The sequence below is a fragment of the Micromonospora sp. CPCC 205561 genome, assembly GCF_036906775.1.
Classification (GTDB): domain Bacteria; phylum Actinomycetota; class Actinomycetes; order Mycobacteriales; family Micromonosporaceae; genus Micromonospora.
Window position 1 is genome coordinate 1 of the sequence record NZ_JBAKHV010000024.1, and the last position, 17,305, is coordinate 17,305.

Annotated in this window: 20 protein-coding genes, 1 tRNA gene and 1 pseudogene; 13 read left to right on the plus strand and 9 right to left on the minus strand. The window is 75.9% G+C overall.

Features of this window, described 5'->3' with window-relative positions; genetic code table 11:
- The 5 genes and pseudogenes from V6V16_RS14610 to V6V16_RS14630 all read left to right on the plus strand — a co-directional run.
- Positions 1–188: pseudogene (locus tag V6V16_RS14610) on the plus strand (hypothetical protein); the annotation flags it as partial.
- On the plus strand, positions 185–1,459 hold the full coding sequence (locus tag V6V16_RS14615) for a hypothetical protein (RefSeq protein WP_334562563.1): 1,275 nt from the start codon (positions 185–187) through the stop codon (positions 1,457–1,459). The pseudogene V6V16_RS14610 and the gene V6V16_RS14615, both read left to right, overlap by 4 nt.
- A gap of 47 nt (positions 1,460–1,506) precedes the next feature.
- Complete coding sequence (locus V6V16_RS14620; protein ID WP_334562564.1) at positions 1,507–2,373, plus strand: PHP domain-containing protein; 867 nt, start codon at positions 1,507–1,509, stop codon at positions 2,371–2,373.
- Between the two features lie 40 nt (positions 2,374–2,413).
- Entirely contained in the window at positions 2,414–3,028 is a 615-nt protein-coding gene (locus tag V6V16_RS14625; RefSeq protein WP_334562566.1) for a MarC family protein, read from the plus strand.
- A 138-nt stretch (positions 3,029–3,166) separates the two neighbouring features.
- Positions 3,167–4,009: a RecB family exonuclease gene (locus V6V16_RS14630; protein ID WP_334562644.1), complete on the plus strand. Its 843-nt coding sequence runs from the start codon at positions 3,167–3,169 to the stop codon at positions 4,007–4,009.
- Between the two features lie 79 nt (positions 4,010–4,088).
- Here the strand turns inward: V6V16_RS14630 and V6V16_RS14635 are convergent, their stop codons facing one another.
- Both V6V16_RS14635 and V6V16_RS14640 read right to left on the minus strand, forming a co-directional pair.
- Positions 4,089–4,946 (minus strand): oxygenase MpaB family protein, encoded by an 858-nt coding sequence (locus V6V16_RS14635; RefSeq protein ID WP_334562568.1) that lies wholly within the window; start codon positions 4,944–4,946, stop codon positions 4,089–4,091.
- A gap of 53 nt (positions 4,947–4,999) precedes the next feature.
- Positions 5,000–5,428, minus strand: coding sequence for a Fur family transcriptional regulator (locus V6V16_RS14640; RefSeq protein WP_334562569.1), 429 nt, complete (start codon positions 5,426–5,428; stop codon positions 5,000–5,002).
- A gap of 198 nt (positions 5,429–5,626) precedes the next feature.
- Here V6V16_RS14640 and V6V16_RS14645 point away from each other — a divergent pair, with 198 nt between their 5' ends.
- The gene (locus V6V16_RS14645; protein WP_334562645.1) at positions 5,627–6,109 is read left to right on the plus strand and encodes a DUF2231 domain-containing protein; all 483 of its coding nucleotides are present in this window, start codon (positions 5,627–5,629) and stop codon (positions 6,107–6,109) included.
- 36 nt (positions 6,110–6,145) lie between these two features.
- Here the strand turns inward: V6V16_RS14645 and V6V16_RS14650 are convergent, their stop codons facing one another.
- Positions 6,146–6,478 (minus strand): hypothetical protein, encoded by a 333-nt coding sequence (locus V6V16_RS14650; protein ID WP_334562570.1) that lies wholly within the window; start codon positions 6,476–6,478, stop codon positions 6,146–6,148.
- 199 nt (positions 6,479–6,677) lie between these two features.
- Here V6V16_RS14650 and V6V16_RS14655 point away from each other — a divergent pair, with 199 nt between their 5' ends.
- Positions 6,678–6,860 carry a hypothetical protein gene (locus V6V16_RS14655; RefSeq protein WP_250798361.1) on the plus strand — a complete coding sequence of 61 codons (183 nt, stop codon included), beginning with the start codon at positions 6,678–6,680 and terminating at the stop codon, positions 6,858–6,860.
- A gap of 68 nt (positions 6,861–6,928) precedes the next feature.
- Here V6V16_RS14655 and V6V16_RS14660 read toward each other — a convergent pair whose 3' ends face one another.
- Positions 6,929–7,297: an FmdB family zinc ribbon protein gene (locus V6V16_RS14660; protein ID WP_334562571.1), complete on the minus strand. Its 369-nt coding sequence runs from the start codon at positions 7,295–7,297 to the stop codon at positions 6,929–6,931.
- Between the two features lie 62 nt (positions 7,298–7,359).
- Positions 7,360–8,028 (minus strand): 5-formyltetrahydrofolate cyclo-ligase, encoded by a 669-nt coding sequence (locus tag V6V16_RS14665; RefSeq protein WP_334562647.1) that lies wholly within the window; start codon positions 8,026–8,028, stop codon positions 7,360–7,362.
- 85 nt (positions 8,029–8,113) lie between these two features.
- On the opposite strand from V6V16_RS14665, the gene V6V16_RS14670 reads away from it, so the two are divergent.
- From V6V16_RS14670 to sepX, 5 genes are all read left to right on the plus strand, one after another.
- The gene (locus V6V16_RS14670; protein ID WP_334562572.1) at positions 8,114–10,375 is read left to right on the plus strand and encodes a GGDEF domain-containing protein; all 2,262 of its coding nucleotides are present in this window, start codon (positions 8,114–8,116) and stop codon (positions 10,373–10,375) included.
- A gap of 9 nt (positions 10,376–10,384) precedes the next feature.
- Positions 10,385–11,347, plus strand: a complete 963-nt coding sequence (locus V6V16_RS14675; protein WP_334562573.1) for a UTP--glucose-1-phosphate uridylyltransferase — start codon at positions 10,385–10,387, stop codon at positions 11,345–11,347.
- The gene (locus V6V16_RS14680) at positions 11,344–12,657 is read left to right on the plus strand and encodes a molybdopterin molybdotransferase MoeA (RefSeq protein WP_334562574.1); all 1,314 of its coding nucleotides are present in this window, start codon (positions 11,344–11,346) and stop codon (positions 12,655–12,657) included. Before V6V16_RS14675 ends, V6V16_RS14680 begins: the two co-directional genes overlap by 4 nt.
- A 2-nt stretch (positions 12,658–12,659) precedes the next feature.
- Positions 12,660–13,304, plus strand: a complete 645-nt coding sequence (locus V6V16_RS14685; protein ID WP_442934089.1) for a GNAT family N-acetyltransferase — start codon at positions 12,660–12,662, stop codon at positions 13,302–13,304.
- A gap of 178 nt (positions 13,305–13,482) precedes the next feature.
- The gene (gene sepX / locus V6V16_RS14690) at positions 13,483–14,277 is read left to right on the plus strand and encodes a divisome protein SepX/GlpR (protein WP_334562576.1); all 795 of its coding nucleotides are present in this window, start codon (positions 13,483–13,485) and stop codon (positions 14,275–14,277) included.
- 68 nt (positions 14,278–14,345) lie between these two features.
- Here the strand turns inward: sepX and V6V16_RS14695 are convergent, their stop codons facing one another.
- The gene (locus tag V6V16_RS14695; protein WP_334562577.1) at positions 14,346–15,089 is read right to left on the minus strand and encodes a class I SAM-dependent methyltransferase; all 744 of its coding nucleotides are present in this window, start codon (positions 15,087–15,089) and stop codon (positions 14,346–14,348) included.
- 227 nt (positions 15,090–15,316) lie between these two features.
- On the opposite strand from V6V16_RS14695, the gene V6V16_RS14700 reads away from it, so the two are divergent.
- Positions 15,317–15,390 (plus strand) — tRNA-Ala (locus V6V16_RS14700).
- A gap of 141 nt (positions 15,391–15,531) precedes the next feature.
- On the opposite strand, the gene V6V16_RS14705 is transcribed toward V6V16_RS14700, so the two are convergent.
- The 3 genes from V6V16_RS14705 to V6V16_RS14715 form a co-directional block, all read right to left on the minus strand.
- A complete protein-coding gene (locus V6V16_RS14705) occupies positions 15,532–16,038 on the minus strand; it encodes an O-acetyl-ADP-ribose deacetylase (RefSeq protein WP_334562578.1) in 507 nt (168 codons plus the stop codon).
- Between the two features lie 38 nt (positions 16,039–16,076).
- Entirely contained in the window at positions 16,077–16,658 is a 582-nt protein-coding gene (locus V6V16_RS14710; protein WP_334562579.1) for a hypothetical protein, read from the minus strand.
- A 151-nt stretch (positions 16,659–16,809) separates the two neighbouring features.
- Positions 16,810–17,244, minus strand: a complete 435-nt coding sequence (locus V6V16_RS14715) for a hypothetical protein (RefSeq protein WP_334562580.1) — start codon at positions 17,242–17,244, stop codon at positions 16,810–16,812.
- Positions 17,245–17,305 lie beyond the last annotated feature (61 nt).

Consider the following 17,305-nt stretch of genomic DNA (forward strand, 5'->3'; position numbering starts at 1 on the left):
CCCCCGCGCCGGTGGGCGGCCCGGCCCCCGCGCCGGTGCCCGTGGCCCCGGCCGGGCCGGTGCCCGTGGCGCCGGGGTCGCGGGCGGGGGCCGGGCAGGTGTCGCCGGCCGACGGCGACGAGCAACGGGGCCGGCAGGGCGCCTTCCCCGGTGTACCGGCCGGCACCGGCGCCGGGGAGCACCGGTGAGCCGTCCGGTTGGGCGCGGCGACAACCGGACCGGCGGCCCGGCGCGTCCATTCGCCGTGACGGAGGACGAGCTGGAGCAGGCGGTACGGGAGGCGTTCTCCCGTCGGGTCGCCGTCGCGCGCCCGCTCGCGGCCGATCCGGCGGGACTGGCGATCCGGCGTGCGGACCGGGCCCGACGCCGGCGGACCCTGGCCGGGGTGGCCCTCGCGGCGGTGGCCACCGTGACGGTGAGCGCCGGGATGGCACAGCTGGGCCAGCAGCCGGGGCGGCCGAGCCAGCCCACCGTGGTGCTCGGCGACCCGTACGCGTCACCCCTGCCGGACCCGACCCCGCAGCTGTCCGCGGCGCCCCGGGTCGACCTGGGCCGGGGCGAGGTGGACCTCGTCGTCAACGACGTGCTCGTCACCGCGGCCGGTCAGCGGCTGGTCCTGCCCGGCGTGGCCCCGGTCGCCGAGCGCGTCCAGCGGCTGCCCGACGGGGCCGGCTGGGCGGTGGTGGGCGTGCCGACGGCGGCCGGCCGCTCGTTGTGGGTCGTCCTGCCGCACGGCCCGACGCACCTGCTCCTGGCCGGGGCGCGGGACATCGCGCTCAGCCCGGACGGGCGGCAGGTCGCCTGGCGGGAGAAGGCGGAGCTGGTCGTCGCGGGCATCGTCGGCACCCAGGTGGTGGCCGCCGCCCGCACCCCGGCGCCGGCCGCGGCGGTGCCGGTCGGTTTCGTCGGCGACGCCGTCCTCGTGCGCCTCGACCCGGCCCGGCCCGGCCACGCGCTGTGGCGGCCGGCGGCCGGCCCGCCGCGCGGCGCGGCGGACGGCGCCCTGCACGTCTACGGCACCCGCCCCGACGGCCTGGCGGTCGCGCTGGTGTCCGCCGCCTCGCCCCGCCGGTCCTGCCTCGCCCTGCTCGACCCGGCCCGCGACCTCGCGCCGGTACGGAAGGGATGCGGGCCCACGCTGAGCGGTGACGGACGCGGCGGGGTCTCCGCCGACGGGCGGTGGCTCCTGGCGAACGGGACGACCGGCGGCAGGAGCGGCGCCCTGCTCGTCGACCTGGACCGGCTCGCCCCCACGCCGTCGGCCCGACCGGCCGGTCCGGCCGTCGCCGGACCGGTGGCCTGGGCCCCGCAGGGGACGGCGCACTACCCCGACGAGGCCGGCGCGCTGGTGCGGGTCGAGGCGAGCCGGGTGTCCGACGGCGGGACGGCGTCCGTCGCCCCGGTGACCGGCCTGCTCCCCGGGCAACGCCCGGTCCCGGTGGGCGGCGACAGCCGCTGACCGAGCCCGCGTATCCGGGCGGGGCTTCGGCCGGTAGCGTCGGGGCGGTGACCGCCGCCCCCCGTATCGACCTGCACACCCACTCCACCGCCAGTGACGGCACGCTCGGCCCGGCCGAGCTGGTGCGGGCGGCGGCGCAGTCGGGGCTGGACGTCGTCGCCATCACCGACCACGACACCACCGCGGGCTGGGCGCCGGCTGTGGCGGCGCTGCCGGCCGGGCTCAGCCTGGTCCGCGGCGCGGAGATCTCCTGCCGCTGGTACGGCGAGGAGCCGGCGCTGCCGCTGCACCTGCTGGCGTACCTCTTCGATCCGGACGCCCCGGAGCTCGTCGCGGAGCTGGCCCGGGTGCGGGCCGCGCGGGAGGAGCGGGGTGAGCGGATCGTGGCCCTGCTGCGGGCCGACGGCGTCGACGTGAGCTGGCCGGAGATCCTGGCCGGCGCGGGCGGTGGGACGGTGGGCCGGCCGCACATCGCGCAGGCGCTGATCCGGGCCGGTCTGGTCGCCAGCACCACGGAGGCGTTCGGGCCGGGCTGGCTGGGCGAGCGCTACCGGCTGCCCAAGGAGGAGATCGACGTCTTCCGCGCGGTCCGGCTCGTGCGCGCGGCGGGCGGCGTGCCGGTCTTCGCCCATCCCCGGGCCACCCGGCGGGGGCGTATCGCGCCCGACGAGCTGATCGCCGACCTGGCCGCCGTCGGCCTGGCGGGGCTGGAGGCCGACCACGAGGACCACTCCCCGGCCGAGCGGGCCCACGTCCGTGCCCTGGCCGACGAGTTCGACCTGCTGGTGACCGGCTCGTCGGACTTCCACGGCACCCACAAGACCGTCCGGCTCGGCGCGTTCACCACCGATCCCGAGGCGTACGAGCGGATCGTCGCCGCCGCCAGCGGGGTGACCGAGGTCGCTTCCGGCTGATCCGCGTTTCCGCCTCCGGCGGCGCGGCTACGTTGATCACGTGGATGCCAAGCTGTTCGGCGAGGTCTTCGTGACCCTGCTGGTGATCGTCGACCCGCCGGGCATGATGCCCATCTTCCTGGCGCTGACCGGCCCGCTGCCGGCCCGGGACCGCAACCGGGCCGCCTGGCAGGCCGTCGCCCTGGCGCTGGGCGTGATCGTGATCTTCGCGGTGGCGGGGCAGACCCTGCTGGACTACCTGCACGTTGACCTGCCGGCGTTGCAGGCCGCCGGCGGCCTGCTGCTGGTGCTGGTGGCGTTGGAGCTGCTGACCGGCAAGGCCGACAACCCGAGCGAGCAGACCACCTCGAACATCGCCCTGGTGCCGCTGGGCACGCCGCTGCTGGCGGGGCCCGGCGCCATCGTGGCCACCATGCTCTTCGTGCAGCAGGCCGACGGCGGGGCGGAAGTCACGGCGATCGCCGCCGCGATCGTCGCGGTGATGCTCACCGTCTGGGTCGTGCTCCGGTTCTCCGGCGGGATCGTCAAGATCCTGCGCCCCGGCGGTATCGAGGTGCTGACCCGGATCGCCGGCCTGCTGCTGGCCGCGATCGCGGTGCAGCTCATCGCGGACGCGGTCGCCGCGTTCGTCAGGCAGTACGCCGAGATGGCCTGACCGCCGACCGGAACTGTCGGGGGCGGATGGCAGGATCACGGTGTGCGACGAGCCTCTTCAGCCGGCCGGTCCCCCGCCAGCGGCGGGCGGGCGCCCCGACCCCGCGGTGACCAGCCCGAGCAGCTCGGCTTCGAGGGCATGCCGGAGCGGCTCTTCGTCTGCACCCCCAGCAAGCTCGGCGCGTACGCCGACTGTCCCCGCCGCTACCGCTACTCCTACGTCGACCGTCCGGCCCCGCCGAAGGGGCCGCCGTGGGCGCACAACTCCCTCGGCGCGAGCGTGCACACCGCCCTGAAGAACTGGTATGCGCTGAGCCCCGAGCGGCGCCGGCCGGAGGCCCTCGCCGCGCTGCTCAAGGGCACCTGGGTGCGTGAGGGCTACCGCGACGACGAGCAGGAACGGGCGGCCTACCGGCGGGCCCTGGGCTGGCTGGAGTCCTACGTCGAGACCCTGGAGCCCGGGGTCGACCCGCTGGGCGTGGAGCGGGTGGTGGCGGTCAGGACCGCCGTGCTGGCCTTCAACGGCCGGGCCGACCGGATCGACTCCCGCCCCGGCCCGGAGGGCCCCGAGCTGGCGATCGTCGACTACAAGACCGGCCGCACCGGGCTGGACGCCGACGACGCGCGCGGCTCGCAGGCGCTGGCGCTCTACGCGTACGCCGCCGAGCGGGTGTTCCGCCGGCCGTGCCGCCGGGTGGAGCTGCACCACCTGCCGAGCGGCACCGTGGCCGCGCACGAGCACACAGTGGAGTCGCTGGCCCGCCAGCTCACCCGGGCCGAGGAGACCGCCCGCGACATCATGGCCGCCGAGCGGGCGGTCGCCGAGGGCGACGACCCCGACCAGGCGTTCCCCACCACGCCGGGGCCCCGCTGCGGCTGGTGCGACTACCGGCGCACCTGCCCGGCAGGGGCGCAGGTGCCGGGCAAGGAGCCGTGGGCGGCCGTCGAGCGGGTCGCCGACCCGGTACCGGGGCAGGGCTGACGGCCCCGCCGGGCGGAACCCCTCCGCCGCCGGCCGGCCGGTGGCGACCCGCGGTGGCACGCACGCGGCGGCGGCTGGTTCAGACGGGCGTGCCGGCGAGTCGGGCGGCGCGTTCCTTGGCGGCCTGCTGCAACGGCCCCTCCCGCCAGCGGCGTGGCACGGTGGCGAGGGTCAGCCGCAGCGCCCGGACGGTCAGGTCGGCGGAGAGCGCGGTGGTGGGCAGGCCGAGTCCGCCGTACATCCGTCGGGCCCAGGCCGGCAGCAGCGCGAAGGCGGTGCCGGCGATGCCGAAGTACGCCCAGCGGGGTGGCCCGAGACTGAGCCCGAGCCGGGCGGGGAGGCCGAGCTTCCACGGGATCGGCGGCGCGGTGAGGAAGAGCGCCGTCTCGGCCGCCTCGCGGGTCATCCGCAGCCGCGGGCGGATCCTCCGGTAGTAGTCGGCCACCTCGGCGGCGGTGCCCGGCACCGTCTCCGGGTCGAGGCCCACCAGGGCGGCGGAGCGCCGCTGCTCGGTGTAGTAGCCGTCGATCTCGTCGGCGGTCAGCGGCAGCCCGGCCCGCCGGGCCGTGTCGAGGAACGACTCGACCTCGGTGACGTGCACCCAGAGCAGCAGCTCGGGGTCGTCGACGCGGAACTCCTCGCCGGTGAACAGGTCGGTGCCCCGCAGGCGGGCGTGCCGGCGGCGTACCCGCAGCCCGGCGGCCTCCGCCTCGGCGGTGGTGCCGTAGATGGTGGTGGCCACGTAGGTGGCGGTGCGCACGAGCCGGCCCCAGGCGTCGGAGCGGTAGTTGCTGTTCTGCGCGACCCCGGCCATGGCGCGGGGATGCAGCGACTGAAGGTAGAGCGAACGCAGGCCGGCGACGATCAGGATCGGCTCCTCGTGCAGCTTCCACGTGACCGAACCCGGACCGAAGAGACCGAGGTCATCGGAGTCCACCGACCAAGCGTGCCACGCCCCGCCGCCGAGTGCCGCGCGGAGAGCCGCCGCCGTCAGTCGTCGGCGGAGCGGCGCGCCTGGCAGGTCGGGCAGAGGCCCCAGAACGTTACTTCCGCCTCGTCGACGTCGAAGCCGTGGGCGCCGACCGGGTCCAGGCAGGGCGCGCGGCCGACCGCGCAGTCGATGTCGGCGATCTCGCCGCAGCCCCGGCAGACCACGTGGTGGTGGTTGTCCCCGGCCCGCGCCTCGTAGCGGGCGGGACTCCCGGCCGGCTCGATGCGGCGGGAGAGCCCGGCCCGCGACAGCGCGCCCAGCACGTCGTAGACCGCCTGGGTGGAGACCGAGTCGAGGCGCTCGCGGACCCGGCGGGTGATCTCGTCGACCTCCAGGTGACCGCCGGCGGCCAGCACGTCGAGCACGGCGAGGCGCGGCCGGGTGACCCGCAGGCCCCTCGACCGGAGCAGTTCCTCGCCACCGGGCATGTGCCAATGACAGCACGCGGGCCGGTGACCGACAACCGGCCTCCGGACGGGGGTGGTCCCGACCACAGCGGGGCGGTCCGCCGGGGCGGTGAACCGGACCGGTCCGGGGTGCGTGTAGTCGGTCGAGAGGGCCTGGGCGGGCCGGCCGACGCGCCGTACGCTGGCAGCCCGCGACCGCGTACCACCCGGAGGGTGTCGATGTTCAAGGAGATCCTGGGTCTGCCGGTCCACGTGCTGGTGGTGCACGCGGTCGTCATGCTCGTGCCCCTGCTCGCCCTGCTCTCCGCCGCCTACGTGGCGCTGCCCCGGTTCCGGCGCCGGCTGGACTGGGCGGTGGCGATCCTCGCCGTGGTGACGCCGGTGTCCGCCTTCGTCGCGGTCGAGTCCGGCGAGGAGCTGACCGACGCGTTCGTCGCCCAGGGCATGCAGGGCCCGATCGTGGACCAGATCTTCGAGCACTCGCGCTACGGCGACATCCTGTTCCGCTGGGTGCTGCCCCTGGCCGTGGCGGCGCTGCTGCTGCTCGTGCTCACGAGCGGGCATCCGAGGGTGCCGAAGCCGCCGTCCTGGGTGACCCCGGTGCTGTCGGTCGCGGTGGTCGCGTTCGGCGTCGTCAGCCTCGTCTACGTCTATCTCACCGGCCACTCCGGTGCCGAGACCGTCTGGGGCAACACCCTCTGACGCCGTCCGGCCCCGCCGCGCCCGGTCGCGGCAGGGTCAGAAGAGCGCCCGCGAGCAGAGCAGGCAGACGAGGGCCACCAGCACCACGCCGGCCACCGCGCCGAGACCGTACGTGAGCCGCTGCGCACGTTGTTCCGCCGTGTCGAGCCCGGCCATGTCCTGCGGGGGCAGCCGCCGGGGCGGTGGCGGTCTCAGGTGCACCGGCGGTCGCCAGCCCGGCGGGGGCGGGGTGGTGGGGGGCGGGCCCGGGTAACCGCCTCCGGGGGCTGGGCCCGGCGGGGGCGCGGCCGGGCCCGCGGACCGCTCCGGCGTGGCGTCGGGCCGTCGCCAGTACTCGTCCGGGGCGCCGCCGGAGGTGGGGGTCGTCACGCCGTCCGACGCTACCAACGCTCCGGCCCGGCGACCGCCGGACGCGGCCGGGTGCGCCGCGGGGGTGTGCGCGTTCCCGGACCCGGCGCCGCCCCGGGCGAGTCGCCGGGCCCGCGCCGCCGCGCCGATCGGCGCCGACGGGTCCCGCGGACGCTCGGCTGAGGGTCGGCGGGGGAGGGCTGCGCTAGTCTTGCCGCTCGTGAGCACCGAGGACCCGGGAACGCCGGCGGTACGCGGCGACGACGACCGCACCGTCGACCTCAGCGACGACTTCGTGGTGCTGCCCGAGCAGACCGCCGACGACACCGACCGGGGCTGGGGCGAGCGCTCCGGCGGCAACGACGACTGGCTGCTCGCCGAGCGCCCCCCGCACTGGGACTGAACGACCCGCCGACCCGGTGGACGGTGCCCCCGGGCGGCGGGTGGACGGACGCCGCGATCCGGCGCGGGTCAGGAGGTGCCGGCGGTGCTGGCGGCCGCGGCCTTGCCCGTCCCGCCGGACGAGCCGTTCGCGCTGCCCGAGGACGACGAGGACGACGAGGACGAGGACGTCGACGAGGACGCCGAGCCCGAGTCGCCGCCGGAGGACGAGTCGGACTTCGCCGGCTTGGCGGCGGCACCCTTCGCGGCCTCCGAACCGGAGGTGCGCGAGTCCGTGCGGTAGAAGCCCGAGCCCTTGAAGACGACGCCGACGGAGTTGAAGACCTTCCGCAGCCGTCCCTCACACGCCGGGCAGTCGGTCAGCGGCGAGTCGGAGAAGGACTGCACCGCCTCGAGCTGGTGGCCGCACGCGGTGCAGGCGTACTGGTACGTGGGCACGTTCTCCTCCGGATCTGGCGACGGTCGGTTGGCACTCGACGTATTCGAGTGCCAATGGTGCGTCATCGCCCCCCGGTTCGTCCAGCGGAAGTGTGGGGCGCGACACCCGCCGCGCCCCCGGGGGCGGGGTCCAGCGTACGGAGGCCGTCCGCGGGCGTGACCACCGCGCGTACCGCCCGGTCGTGCGGCTCGGCGGGAAGCGCCCGCACCAGCTCGCCGTCGTGCAGCGGGACCACGGTCAGGGCCGTCGCCGGCACCCGGGCCAGCGCCCGGTCGTACGAGCCACCGCCGCGGCCCAACCGCATCCCCCGGTGGTCCACGGCCAGCGCCGGCAGCACCACCAGCTCCGCCCCGGCCACCGCCGCCCGACCCAGTCGCGGCCCCGCCGGCTCGCGCATCCCCCGCCCGGCGGCCACCAGCGCGCCCGGGCCGGTCCAGGCGGCCCAGTCCAGGTCCAGGTCGTCGCGGAGCACCGGCAGCAGCAGCTCCGCGCCCGGCGGCAGCGCCGCGTGCAGCACCTCGGGGAGGTCGGCCCCGCCCGGCTCGGAACCGACCGGCACGTACGCCGTCATCCGGAGCGGGCGCAGCCGGCGTACGAGAGCCACCAGCTCGGCCTGGACGCGCCCGGCGGCGTCGGCGCGCCGCGACGCGGTCAGCGCCCGGCGGCCGGCGAGCACGGTGGCGCGCGCATCCCGCTTGGCCTCTTCCGCTCCATCAGAAAAATCGGGCACGCAACACTCCTGACGCATCGCTCGTCCCCTGGTGGCTCTGTGTCAGCATCGCAAGCGACGGCGGCGGAACTTCCGGGGGGACCGAGTGACGCTACGCGGGCGGTTGACCACGACCTTCCTGGTGGTGGCGCTCGGCCCGGTGGTGCTCGGCGTGATGTTCGTCGGGGCGATCGTCACGGCCGTCGACGCCAGCCGCTCCACCGAGCGGCTGGCGGTGGCCGCCGCGACCGTGCGCACCTCGGTCGACGCCCTCTGCCAGCAGCTGCGCGCCGCCGCGGACGCGGTCGCGCTCACCGGCGACCGGCCCGGCACGGCGAGCCAGGTGGTCCGCCGCGGCCTGGCCACCGCCGTGCGGATCACCGACGTCGCCGGCCGGGTCACCTACGCCACGCCCGGCGGGCCACCCGGGCCCTGGCGCGACTGCGCCGACCCGCCCGCCGTCGGCCCGGTGCGGGCCCTCGCCGCCCGCGTCGACCTGCGCGACCGGGCCGGCGGCCCGCTGGGCACGATCAGTGCCGCGCAGCCGGTCGACCCGGCCTTCGTGGCGCGCCTCGCGGCCGTGACGGGGGTGGCGGTCACCCTGCTCGACGACGCCGAGGCGCCCGTCCGGCCCGCCCACAGCACCGAGTCGAGCGGCGTACGCGACGCGGTGCTCGCCGCCGCCGGCTCGCTCGACGGCGAGCGGGTCACCGAGACCCCCGACGGCCGGTACGTCCGCAGGGTGGGCCCCTCCACCGGCCAGCCGCTGCCGCTGGTGCTCTCGGTGCCCGGCGAACGCCCGCCCAGCCTCTACCTCGCGCTGGGCTCGGCGGTGCTGGCGGCGGCCCTGCTGGCCGTGGGGGTCGCCTGGCGGCTGGCCCGGGTCACCACCCGCCCGCTGGTGGAGCTGGCGGGCGCGGTGGACCGGGTGGCCCGGGGCGACCTGACCGCCCGGGTGCCGGTGCGCAGCCGCGACGAGATCGGCCGGCTGGCCGGCGCGTTCAACCGGATGACCCGGGAGACGGGCACCTACGTGGCGGCCCTGACCAGCAGCCGGGACCAGCTGCGCGGGCACCTCGCCGTGCTGGGCGACACCCTCGCCAGCACGCACGACCTGCAACGCATCCTGCGGGTCATCCTGCACAGCGCGATCGCCGCCACCGGCGCCCGGGCCGGCGCGGTGCTCCTGGTCGACGACGGCGGGGTGCTCGTCGCGCAGTGCACGGAGGGGCTGGACGAGCCCGCCACGGCCGACGAGCGGTCCGGGCCGCTGCGGGTGCCGCTCGGCAGCGGCGTGGTGGGTGCCGTGGCGGCCACCGGCGAGCCGCGGCGGGGCCGGGTGGAGCCCTCGGCCGCCGCGCCGCCGGGGGAGCCGCGCTGCCGGACGTACATCGCGGTGCCGTTCGCCGCCCCCGGCTCCGACGGCGCCGCCCGTGGCGACGGGCCCGCCGCCCGCCCCGGTGCGGAGCCGGCCGGCCCGGCCGGGGCGCTCGGCGTGCTGGCCCTCTACGACCGGCTCGGCGCGGACGAGTTCGACGACGACGACCTGGTGACCCTGCGCACCTTCGCCGGCCACGCCGCGGTGGCCGTGGACAACGTCCGGGTGCACGAGGAGGCGCAGCGGCTCTCGCTGACCGACCCGCTCACCGGGCTGTGGAACTACCGCTACCTGCGGGAGTCCATCCGCCGGGAGGTGGAGCGGGCGAGCCGGTTCGGCCGGATGCTCAGCGTCCTCGCCCTCGACCTGGACCGGTTCAAGGACGTCAACGACACGCACGGGCACGCGGCGGGCGACGCGGTGCTGGCCGAGTTCGCCCGCCGGGTACGCGGCGAGATCCGCGAGGTGGACCTCGCCTTCCGGCAGGGCGGCGAGGAGTTCGTGCTGCTACTGCCGGAGACCGACGCCCGGGGCGCGGCGATCGTCGCGGAACGGCTCGGCGCGGCGGTCCGGGAGCACCCGATCGTCGCCGACGGGCACGGCGGGACGGCCGTCTCCATCGCGGTCACCGTCTCCATCGGCATTGCCGTGCACCCCGACCACGGCACCACGGGCCGGCAGGTGCTGGACGCCGCCGACGACGCCCTCTACGCCGCGAAGGCGGGCGGCCGGGACACCTGGCGGGTCGCCGAGCGGCGGGCCGAGCAGACGGCGCGGGAGCTTTCCGTCCCGGCCGCGGCGGTCAGCCCCGAGGACGGCCTGCCGCGCGCCGGCGCCCCGCGCCAGCCGGTCCGGGCCGGCCCCGAGCCCGGCGAGGCGGCCGGCGCCGACCCGGGTGGCACGCCGGCCGGGTCCGGGCCGGTGCGGCCGGGTCCCTGCGGCGGCGCGTCTTCCGGTCCTCACCCTCCACGGCAGAGCCGTGGCCGATAGTCTCGCGGCATGTCGGAGCACTCAGCGAACCCCTCACCGGCGACCGCCGCGACCGGTCGTCCCCGCGCGGTCAAGGCCGTCATCCCGGCCGCCGGACTGGCCACCCGGTTCCTCCCGGCCACGAAGGCGGTGCCCAAGGAGCTGCTCCCGGTGGTCGACCGGCCGGTGTTGCAGTACATCGTCGAGGAGGCCACCCAGGCCGGCATCGGCGACGTCCTGCTGATCACCGGGCGGGGCAAGACGTCGATGGTGGACCACTTCGACCGCCGCCCCGACCTGGAGACGCGGCTGGAGGAGAAGGGCGACGCCGAGCGGCTGGCCGCGGTGCGCCGCCCCAGCGAGCTGGCCGAGATCTACACCTGCCGGCAGCCCGAGCAGCTCGGCCTGGGCCACGCCGTCGGCTTCGCCGAGTCGCACGTCGGCGACCAGCCCTTCGCGGTGCTGCTGGGCGACGAGTTCGTCAAGCCGTCCGAGCCCCTGCTGCCGGCCATGCTGGAACTACAGGCCCGCACCGGCGGCGTGGTGCTGGCCTTCTTCGAGGTCGACCCGGCCGAGACGAAGCGCTACGGCATCGCCTCGGTGGAGCCCGCGGAGGCGGAGCTCACCGACATCGGCGAGGTCGTCCGGGTCACCGGCATGGTGGAGAAGCCGCAGCCGGAGGACGCGCCGAGCAACCTCGCGGTGCTGGGCCGCTACGTGCTCCCGAGCACCATCTTCGACGCGATCCGCCGGACGAAGCCCGGCAGCGGCGGCGAGATCCAGCTCACCGACGCGATGGACCTGCTGCGCAGCGAGGGCACCCCGGTGCACGCGATCGTCTACCGGGGCACCCGCTACGACACCGGCATGCCGCTGGGCTACCTCCAGACCGTGGTGCAGATCGCCGTCGAGCGCGACGACCTCGGCGCCGAGTTCCGCGCCTGGCTGACCGAGTTCGTCAACACCGACGCGTCGGGCGTGGCTGGTACATGACAGCGTCGGCCGACGCCGAGGCGGCCGCGAACGAGTTGACGCCGCTCGCCGACTACCTGGGCAGCGTGCTGCGCAGGTTACGCGCGCTGCCTCCGCTCGACCTCGACCTCACCCAGGCGCACGGCAACGTCCTCGCCGAGGACGTCGTCGCGCCGCACTCCTTCCCGGCCTTCGACCAGTCGGCCGTGGACGGCTACGCGGCCCGCTGGGAGGACATCTCCGGAGGCGGCCGGGGCGTGGGCTACGTCCCGAACCAGTCCGGCGGGCCGGGCGGGCGCAACGTCCGGCTCAACGTCGTCGGCGACCTCGGGGCGGCCAGCTGGCGCCCGGTCCGGCTCACCCCGGGCGCGTGCTTCTCCGTCGCGGCCGGGGCGCCGCTGCCCCTCGCCGCCGACGTGGTCGTCCCGGTCGAGTGGACCGACCAGGGCATGGCCGCGGTGGAGATCCTCCGCGTCCCCAAGCGCGGTTACGGGGTGCGCCGCGCCGGCGAGGAACTGCCCGCCGGCACCCTGCTGGCGCGGGCCGGCACCTACGTCTCGCCGGCGCTGGTGGCCGTCTTCGCCGCCACCGGCATCGGGCACGTCGTCGTCCGGCCCAGTCCCCGGGTGGTCATCGTGGCCACCGGCGACGAGCTGGTCGACGTGGGGCGGGGCAGCCAGCCCGGCCAGACGGTCGACGCCAACTCGCACGCGCTGACCGCCGCCGCGGCCGAGGTGGGCGCGCTGGCGTACCGGGTGGGCATCTGCGACGACGATCCGGAGGGGCTGCGCGGGCTGCTGGAGGACCAGACGCTGCGCGCGGATCTGATCATCACCACCGGGGGCACGGGTACCGGGCCCGGCGACATGGTGCGGCGGATCCTCTCCCGGCGGGAGGGCGGCCGGGCCGGCCCGGTCACCTTCACCCAGGTCGCGCTCTATCCCGGCACCTCGCTCGGCTTCGGCACGGTCGGCGCCGAGGAGGTGCCGGTGGTGTGCCTGCCCGGCGACACGGGCTCGGCGCTGATCGGCTTCGAGGTGCTGGCGCGCCCGGCGATCAACCTGCTGGCCGGGGCGGAACCGGTGTTCCGGCCCAGCGTCCGCGCGCACCTGCTGGAGACGATCTCGTCGCCGGTCGGGCTGCGCGAGTTCCGCGCCGCACACGTCGCGGAGCGGCGTGGCGGCGGGTACACGGTGCAGCCGCTCAACGGTGGCCCGTACACCCTCTCGGGCCTGGCGGAGGCGAACGGGCTGATGGTGCTGGGCGAGCGGGTGACCAGCGCGGCGGCGGGTTCCACGGTGGACGTCCTCCTGCTGGACCGGCGCCGGTGAGCATGTTCGGCTCCGGGCGTGCGCCGGGCTGGCCGGCGGTGCTGACCGACGGGCCGGTGCTGCTGCGGCCCTACCGGCGCTCGGACGCGACCGCCTGGTCCGAGGTGCGGCGCGCCAACCGGGAGTGGCTGGCGCCCTGGGAGTCGTCCCCGCCCGGTGGCTGGCACGAGCTGAACTCGCCTGCCGCGTTCCGCTGGGTGTACCGCGACCAGCGCCGGTCGGGGCGGGACGGCGAAGGGATGCCGTTCGCCGTCTGCCTGCGTGAGGAGGGTCGGGAGCGGCTGGTCGGCCACCTCAACGTGGGCAGCATCGTCCGGCGGGCCTTCTGCTCGGGGTACGTGGGCTACTGGGTGGACAGCCGGGTGGCCGGGCGTGGCGTCATCCCGACCGCGATGGCGCTCGCCGTCGACCACGCCTTCGGGGCGGGCGGGTTGCACCGGGTCGAGGTGAACATCCGCCCGGAGAACCGGCCGTCGCGGCGGGTGGTGGAGAAGCTGGGCTTCCGCGAGGAGTCGTACCACGTGCGGTACATGCACATTGACGGAGCGTGGCGGGACCACATCGGATACGCGATGACCAGCGAGGAGGTCGCGGCCGAGGGCGGGCTGCTGGCCCGCTGGCACCGGATCCGCGCCGCCGCGGGGTGAGCCGTCCCACGGACGGGATCGGCGCGGCGTGTCAGCATCGGCGTCCCCGGCCCGTAACCTCAAGTAACTGCAAGCTGTGGCAAGCGCTGCTCCACCCGTACGATCCACGCACTCGACCACGATCGGTGGAAGATCATGCGGTCGGGCGGCGGTTGCTCCGAATTCGGTGACGGGAGGGGTGAGGGTGCCGACCTCGGTGCTCCTCGCCGTCCTCGCCGCCGCCGGCCTGCTCGCCCTCGCCCCGGCGCTGGTCCGCCGGTACGACGCCACCGAGCGGCTGGTGGCGGAGCGGGCGCAGTCGACGGCGCGGGTGCTCCAGCGCCGCCGGCGGCGCCGTACTGTCCCGGGCCGGCAGCCGGTCCACCCGCCCCGCTCCCTGATTGTCACCCTCAGCGAGGATTCGTCTACGGGGGGTCTCTCCGCGCCGGTCTCCACGCCGCCCGCCACGCGCCGGTCGAAGCGGCTGCGCGCCGTACCCCCGGCCCCCAGGAAGGGCCGCCGCCGGCCGCCGCCCCGCCGGCAGCACGCCCCCGTCGTCTACCGGCGCCGCCGGGTGCTGGCCGCGCTGCTGCTGCTCAACTTCGTCGAGCTGATCGGCGTGATCGTGGTCAGCCCCGGCTTCTGGATCAGCTTCGCGGTCACCGCCGCGCTGCTGGTCGCGTACGTCGTACACCTGCGGGCGCGGGCGGTGGCCGAGCGCCGGCGGCGGCGGGCGCGGGCCCGGGAGGCGGCGTGGCTGGCCGCCCGGCAGGCGGAGGTGCGGCGGGAGCAGGCCCGTCGCGCGGCGGCCCGCCGGGAGGCGCAGCGCCGCCTGGCCGCCCAGCGTGAGGTGGTACGCCGCGCGGCGATGGGTCTGGACCGGCCGTCCGACCTGCCGGCGGCGGCCAACGGCGGCGGCTCGGTCTCCTACCGCCGCTCGGGCGGCCTGCGGGGGCGCCCCTACCAGTCCGGTCGCGGCTCGCACTCGGCCTGACGCGGGCCTGCCGCGCAACGTTCGTGGCCGGCGGTCGGTCTGGCCCGGCCGGGCGGGCCCGCAGCGCGTCAGTTGGGGGTTGGCAGGCGGTAGACGGAGACGTGTGACCGCGAGTCGGCGGTGAACTCGGCGCCGGACCAGTCCGCGTGCCGGCTCTCCAGCTCGAACCCGGCCAGCTGACCCATCAGGTCCAGCTCCGCCGGCCAGATGTAGCGGTGCGGCGACCGGAACAGCCGGGCGTTCGTGCTCTCGTCGAACCGGAAGTGGTGCGACACGACCTGCTGGTGCAGTAGGTCGTAGGTGTCCAGGCCGATGTACCCCGGCTCGGACGACCAGACCGTCGCCTCCTGGCCCGGTGGGAGCTTGCGCAGCTCCGGCACCCACAGCTCGATCACGAAACGGCCGCCCGGAGCGAGGTGGCGGGCGGCGTTGCGGAAGCAGGCCACCTGCCCGGCCTGGGTGAGCAGATTCGAGATCGTGTTGTAGACGAGGTAGACCAGCGAGAACTCGCCCGGAACGGTGGCGGTCGCCATGTCGCCGACCACCACCGGAATGGTTGTTTCGTCCGCCTTCGTCCGGAGCTGCTCCACCATCGGCCGGGACAGCTCGATGCCGCTGACCGGCACCCCGCGCTCGACGAGCGGAACGGCCACCCGGCCGGTGCCGACGGCGAATTCGAGCGCCGCCCCGCCGCCGGCCAGCGCGGCGAGGCGGTCCACGGTCGGCCCCAGCACCTCGGGGGCGAACATGCCGGTGCCGGGCGTGTCGTAGCGGCGGGCGGTGTCGTCGTTCCACACGTCTTCCTGTCGCATGCGCCCCACGCTGCTCACCGGTGCCCACGGTGTCCATCGATTTTCGCGCCGTCGGCCGCCGGGGGTCCTTTGCGAGATCTTGGTGGCTGGCGGCCCCCGGAGGCCGTTCCGTGCCAAGATCTCGGCGCGCGGGGGGTGGATTCGCGGCGGGGGCGGTGAACCTGTTAACCTTGGCGCCGGCCCGCCCGGTGAAAGCCGGGTGGGACCGATGCCGGTTCGCCGGCGGAGGGGTTGTGGCGCAGTCCGGTAGCGCACCTCGTTCGCATCGAGGGGGTCAGGGGTTCGAATCCCCTCAACTCCACCCAGTTCAAAGGCCGCTCCGCTCGTCGGAGGCGGCCTTTTTCGATCGGATCCCGCTGGACCGACGGTGTACGGAAGTGGTCCGTGGCCGACCATCGGTCACCGCCGGCCCGGGTGAAAGCCGACGGGGCCTCCCGCCGGCTCAGTCGGCCGACGCGACCGAGGCCAGGAGCCGGTACGTGGCGTCGTCGAAGGCGACCAAACGGACGCGTTCGACGGCGGTGGGTGTCGCCCTGATCGTCGTGATCGCGATCGTCGCCGCCTGGTCGGACGGGTAGCCGTAGACGCCGGTGCCGATGGCGGGGAAGGCGACGCTGCGGGCGCCGATCTCGTCGGCGACCTGGAGGCTGCGCCGGTAGCACGAGGCCAAGATCCCGGCTTCGCCGTGGCCGCCGCCCTCCCATACCGGACCGACCGTGTGGATGACATGGCGTACGGGTGGATCAAGATTGAATGCGGGGGTGGCGACGGCCTCGCCCGGGTGGCACGGCGCGAGGGCGGCGCCCGCCCGTGCCAGGCGCGGTCCCGCCGCCCGGTGGATCGCCCCGTCGACGCCACCGCCGCCCAGCAGCGACTCGTTCGCCGCGTTGACGATGGCGTCGACGTCCTCGCGGGTGATGTCACCGCGTACCACTTCGATCACGAGCATGGACCGATGATGTCATCGGGGGCCGCGGAGGATCGGGCCTACTTCGGCAGGTCGAGCGAGATGTGTGCGGACAGGGCGCGGAGGGAGTCGACCGGGTCGAAGATGGCGCCGGCGGACGCGACGCCGGCCGTCCTGGTCCGTCCCGTGAGGACACGGTGCACCGCCTCCACCGCGAGCGGGGCGCTGACGGCGTAGATGTCCTGGCCGCTCGCCACGGCGCGCCGTTCCGCAGCCGACAGCTCGCCGGCCGCCTCGACCGTCATGTAGGTGCACACCTCGGGATGGCCAGGTGGCCGGGACGGTGACGACGTCGTCGCGGTAGCGGACGCGCCGGCCGTGCCTGCGTTCCCGGAGACCGCCACCGCGACGCGGGTTCCGGCCGTGGGGTGCCAACCGCTCAGTCCGTACGCGACATGCGCCTCGTCGGCCGACGTCCAGTCGCCCATCGCCGCGGTGACCAGCAGGTCGCCGAGGCCGCCGAAGAAGGCCATCGCGGGGACCACCACCGCCCCCGTGGCGCGGGCACGGACCGCGAAGTGCGTAGAGGTGTCGAGGTTGGCCTCGATCTCCGCCGCCACGTCCACGTACGGGAGCCCGGCGCGCAGCGCTGTCTCGATCACCGGCGCGGCGGTCACGGCGAAGGGCCCGGCGCAGTTGATCACCGCAGCCGCGCCGGCCAGGGCGCGGTCGAGCGAGGCCGGATCGTCGACCGAGGCCGGCCGGCTACCGCCGCACCTTCCGCAGCTCGCGACCCGGCACGCCCCCCGGGAGTCAGTCGGGCAGTGGCACCCGGTGCACGGTCAGATAGATCAGCCCCTGCTCCTGGTGGACCGTGCAGCCCACCTCGTAGGGGTCGGTGGAGCCGGTGCCGAAGACCAGGGTGACCCGGTCGGGCACGAATCGCTCCGTCCGGGTGGGCTCGCCGAGGACGGCGACGAGCTCCTGCCGCCCCAGCCCCGCCCGCAGCGGTAGCCGGAGCGCGGCGAGCATCTTCCGGACCGTCGCCTCCGGCAGGGCGACGAGGTCGATCGCCACCGAACGCGTCACGTCGGGCTCCGACTCGAGACGAAGCCACTCGGTGAAACCGAACGCCTCGCCGACCCAGCGACGATCCAGGTACTCCCAGCCGCGCAGGTGCGCCGGATGCTCCGCGCTGAGGAAGTCGGCGAGGCGCAGCCGGCCGAAGGCGTCATGCGGGATTCCCAACGACCCACCTCGTCAATCGATCGAGATCGCGACGGTACAGCAGCTCAGGACCAACGACGAG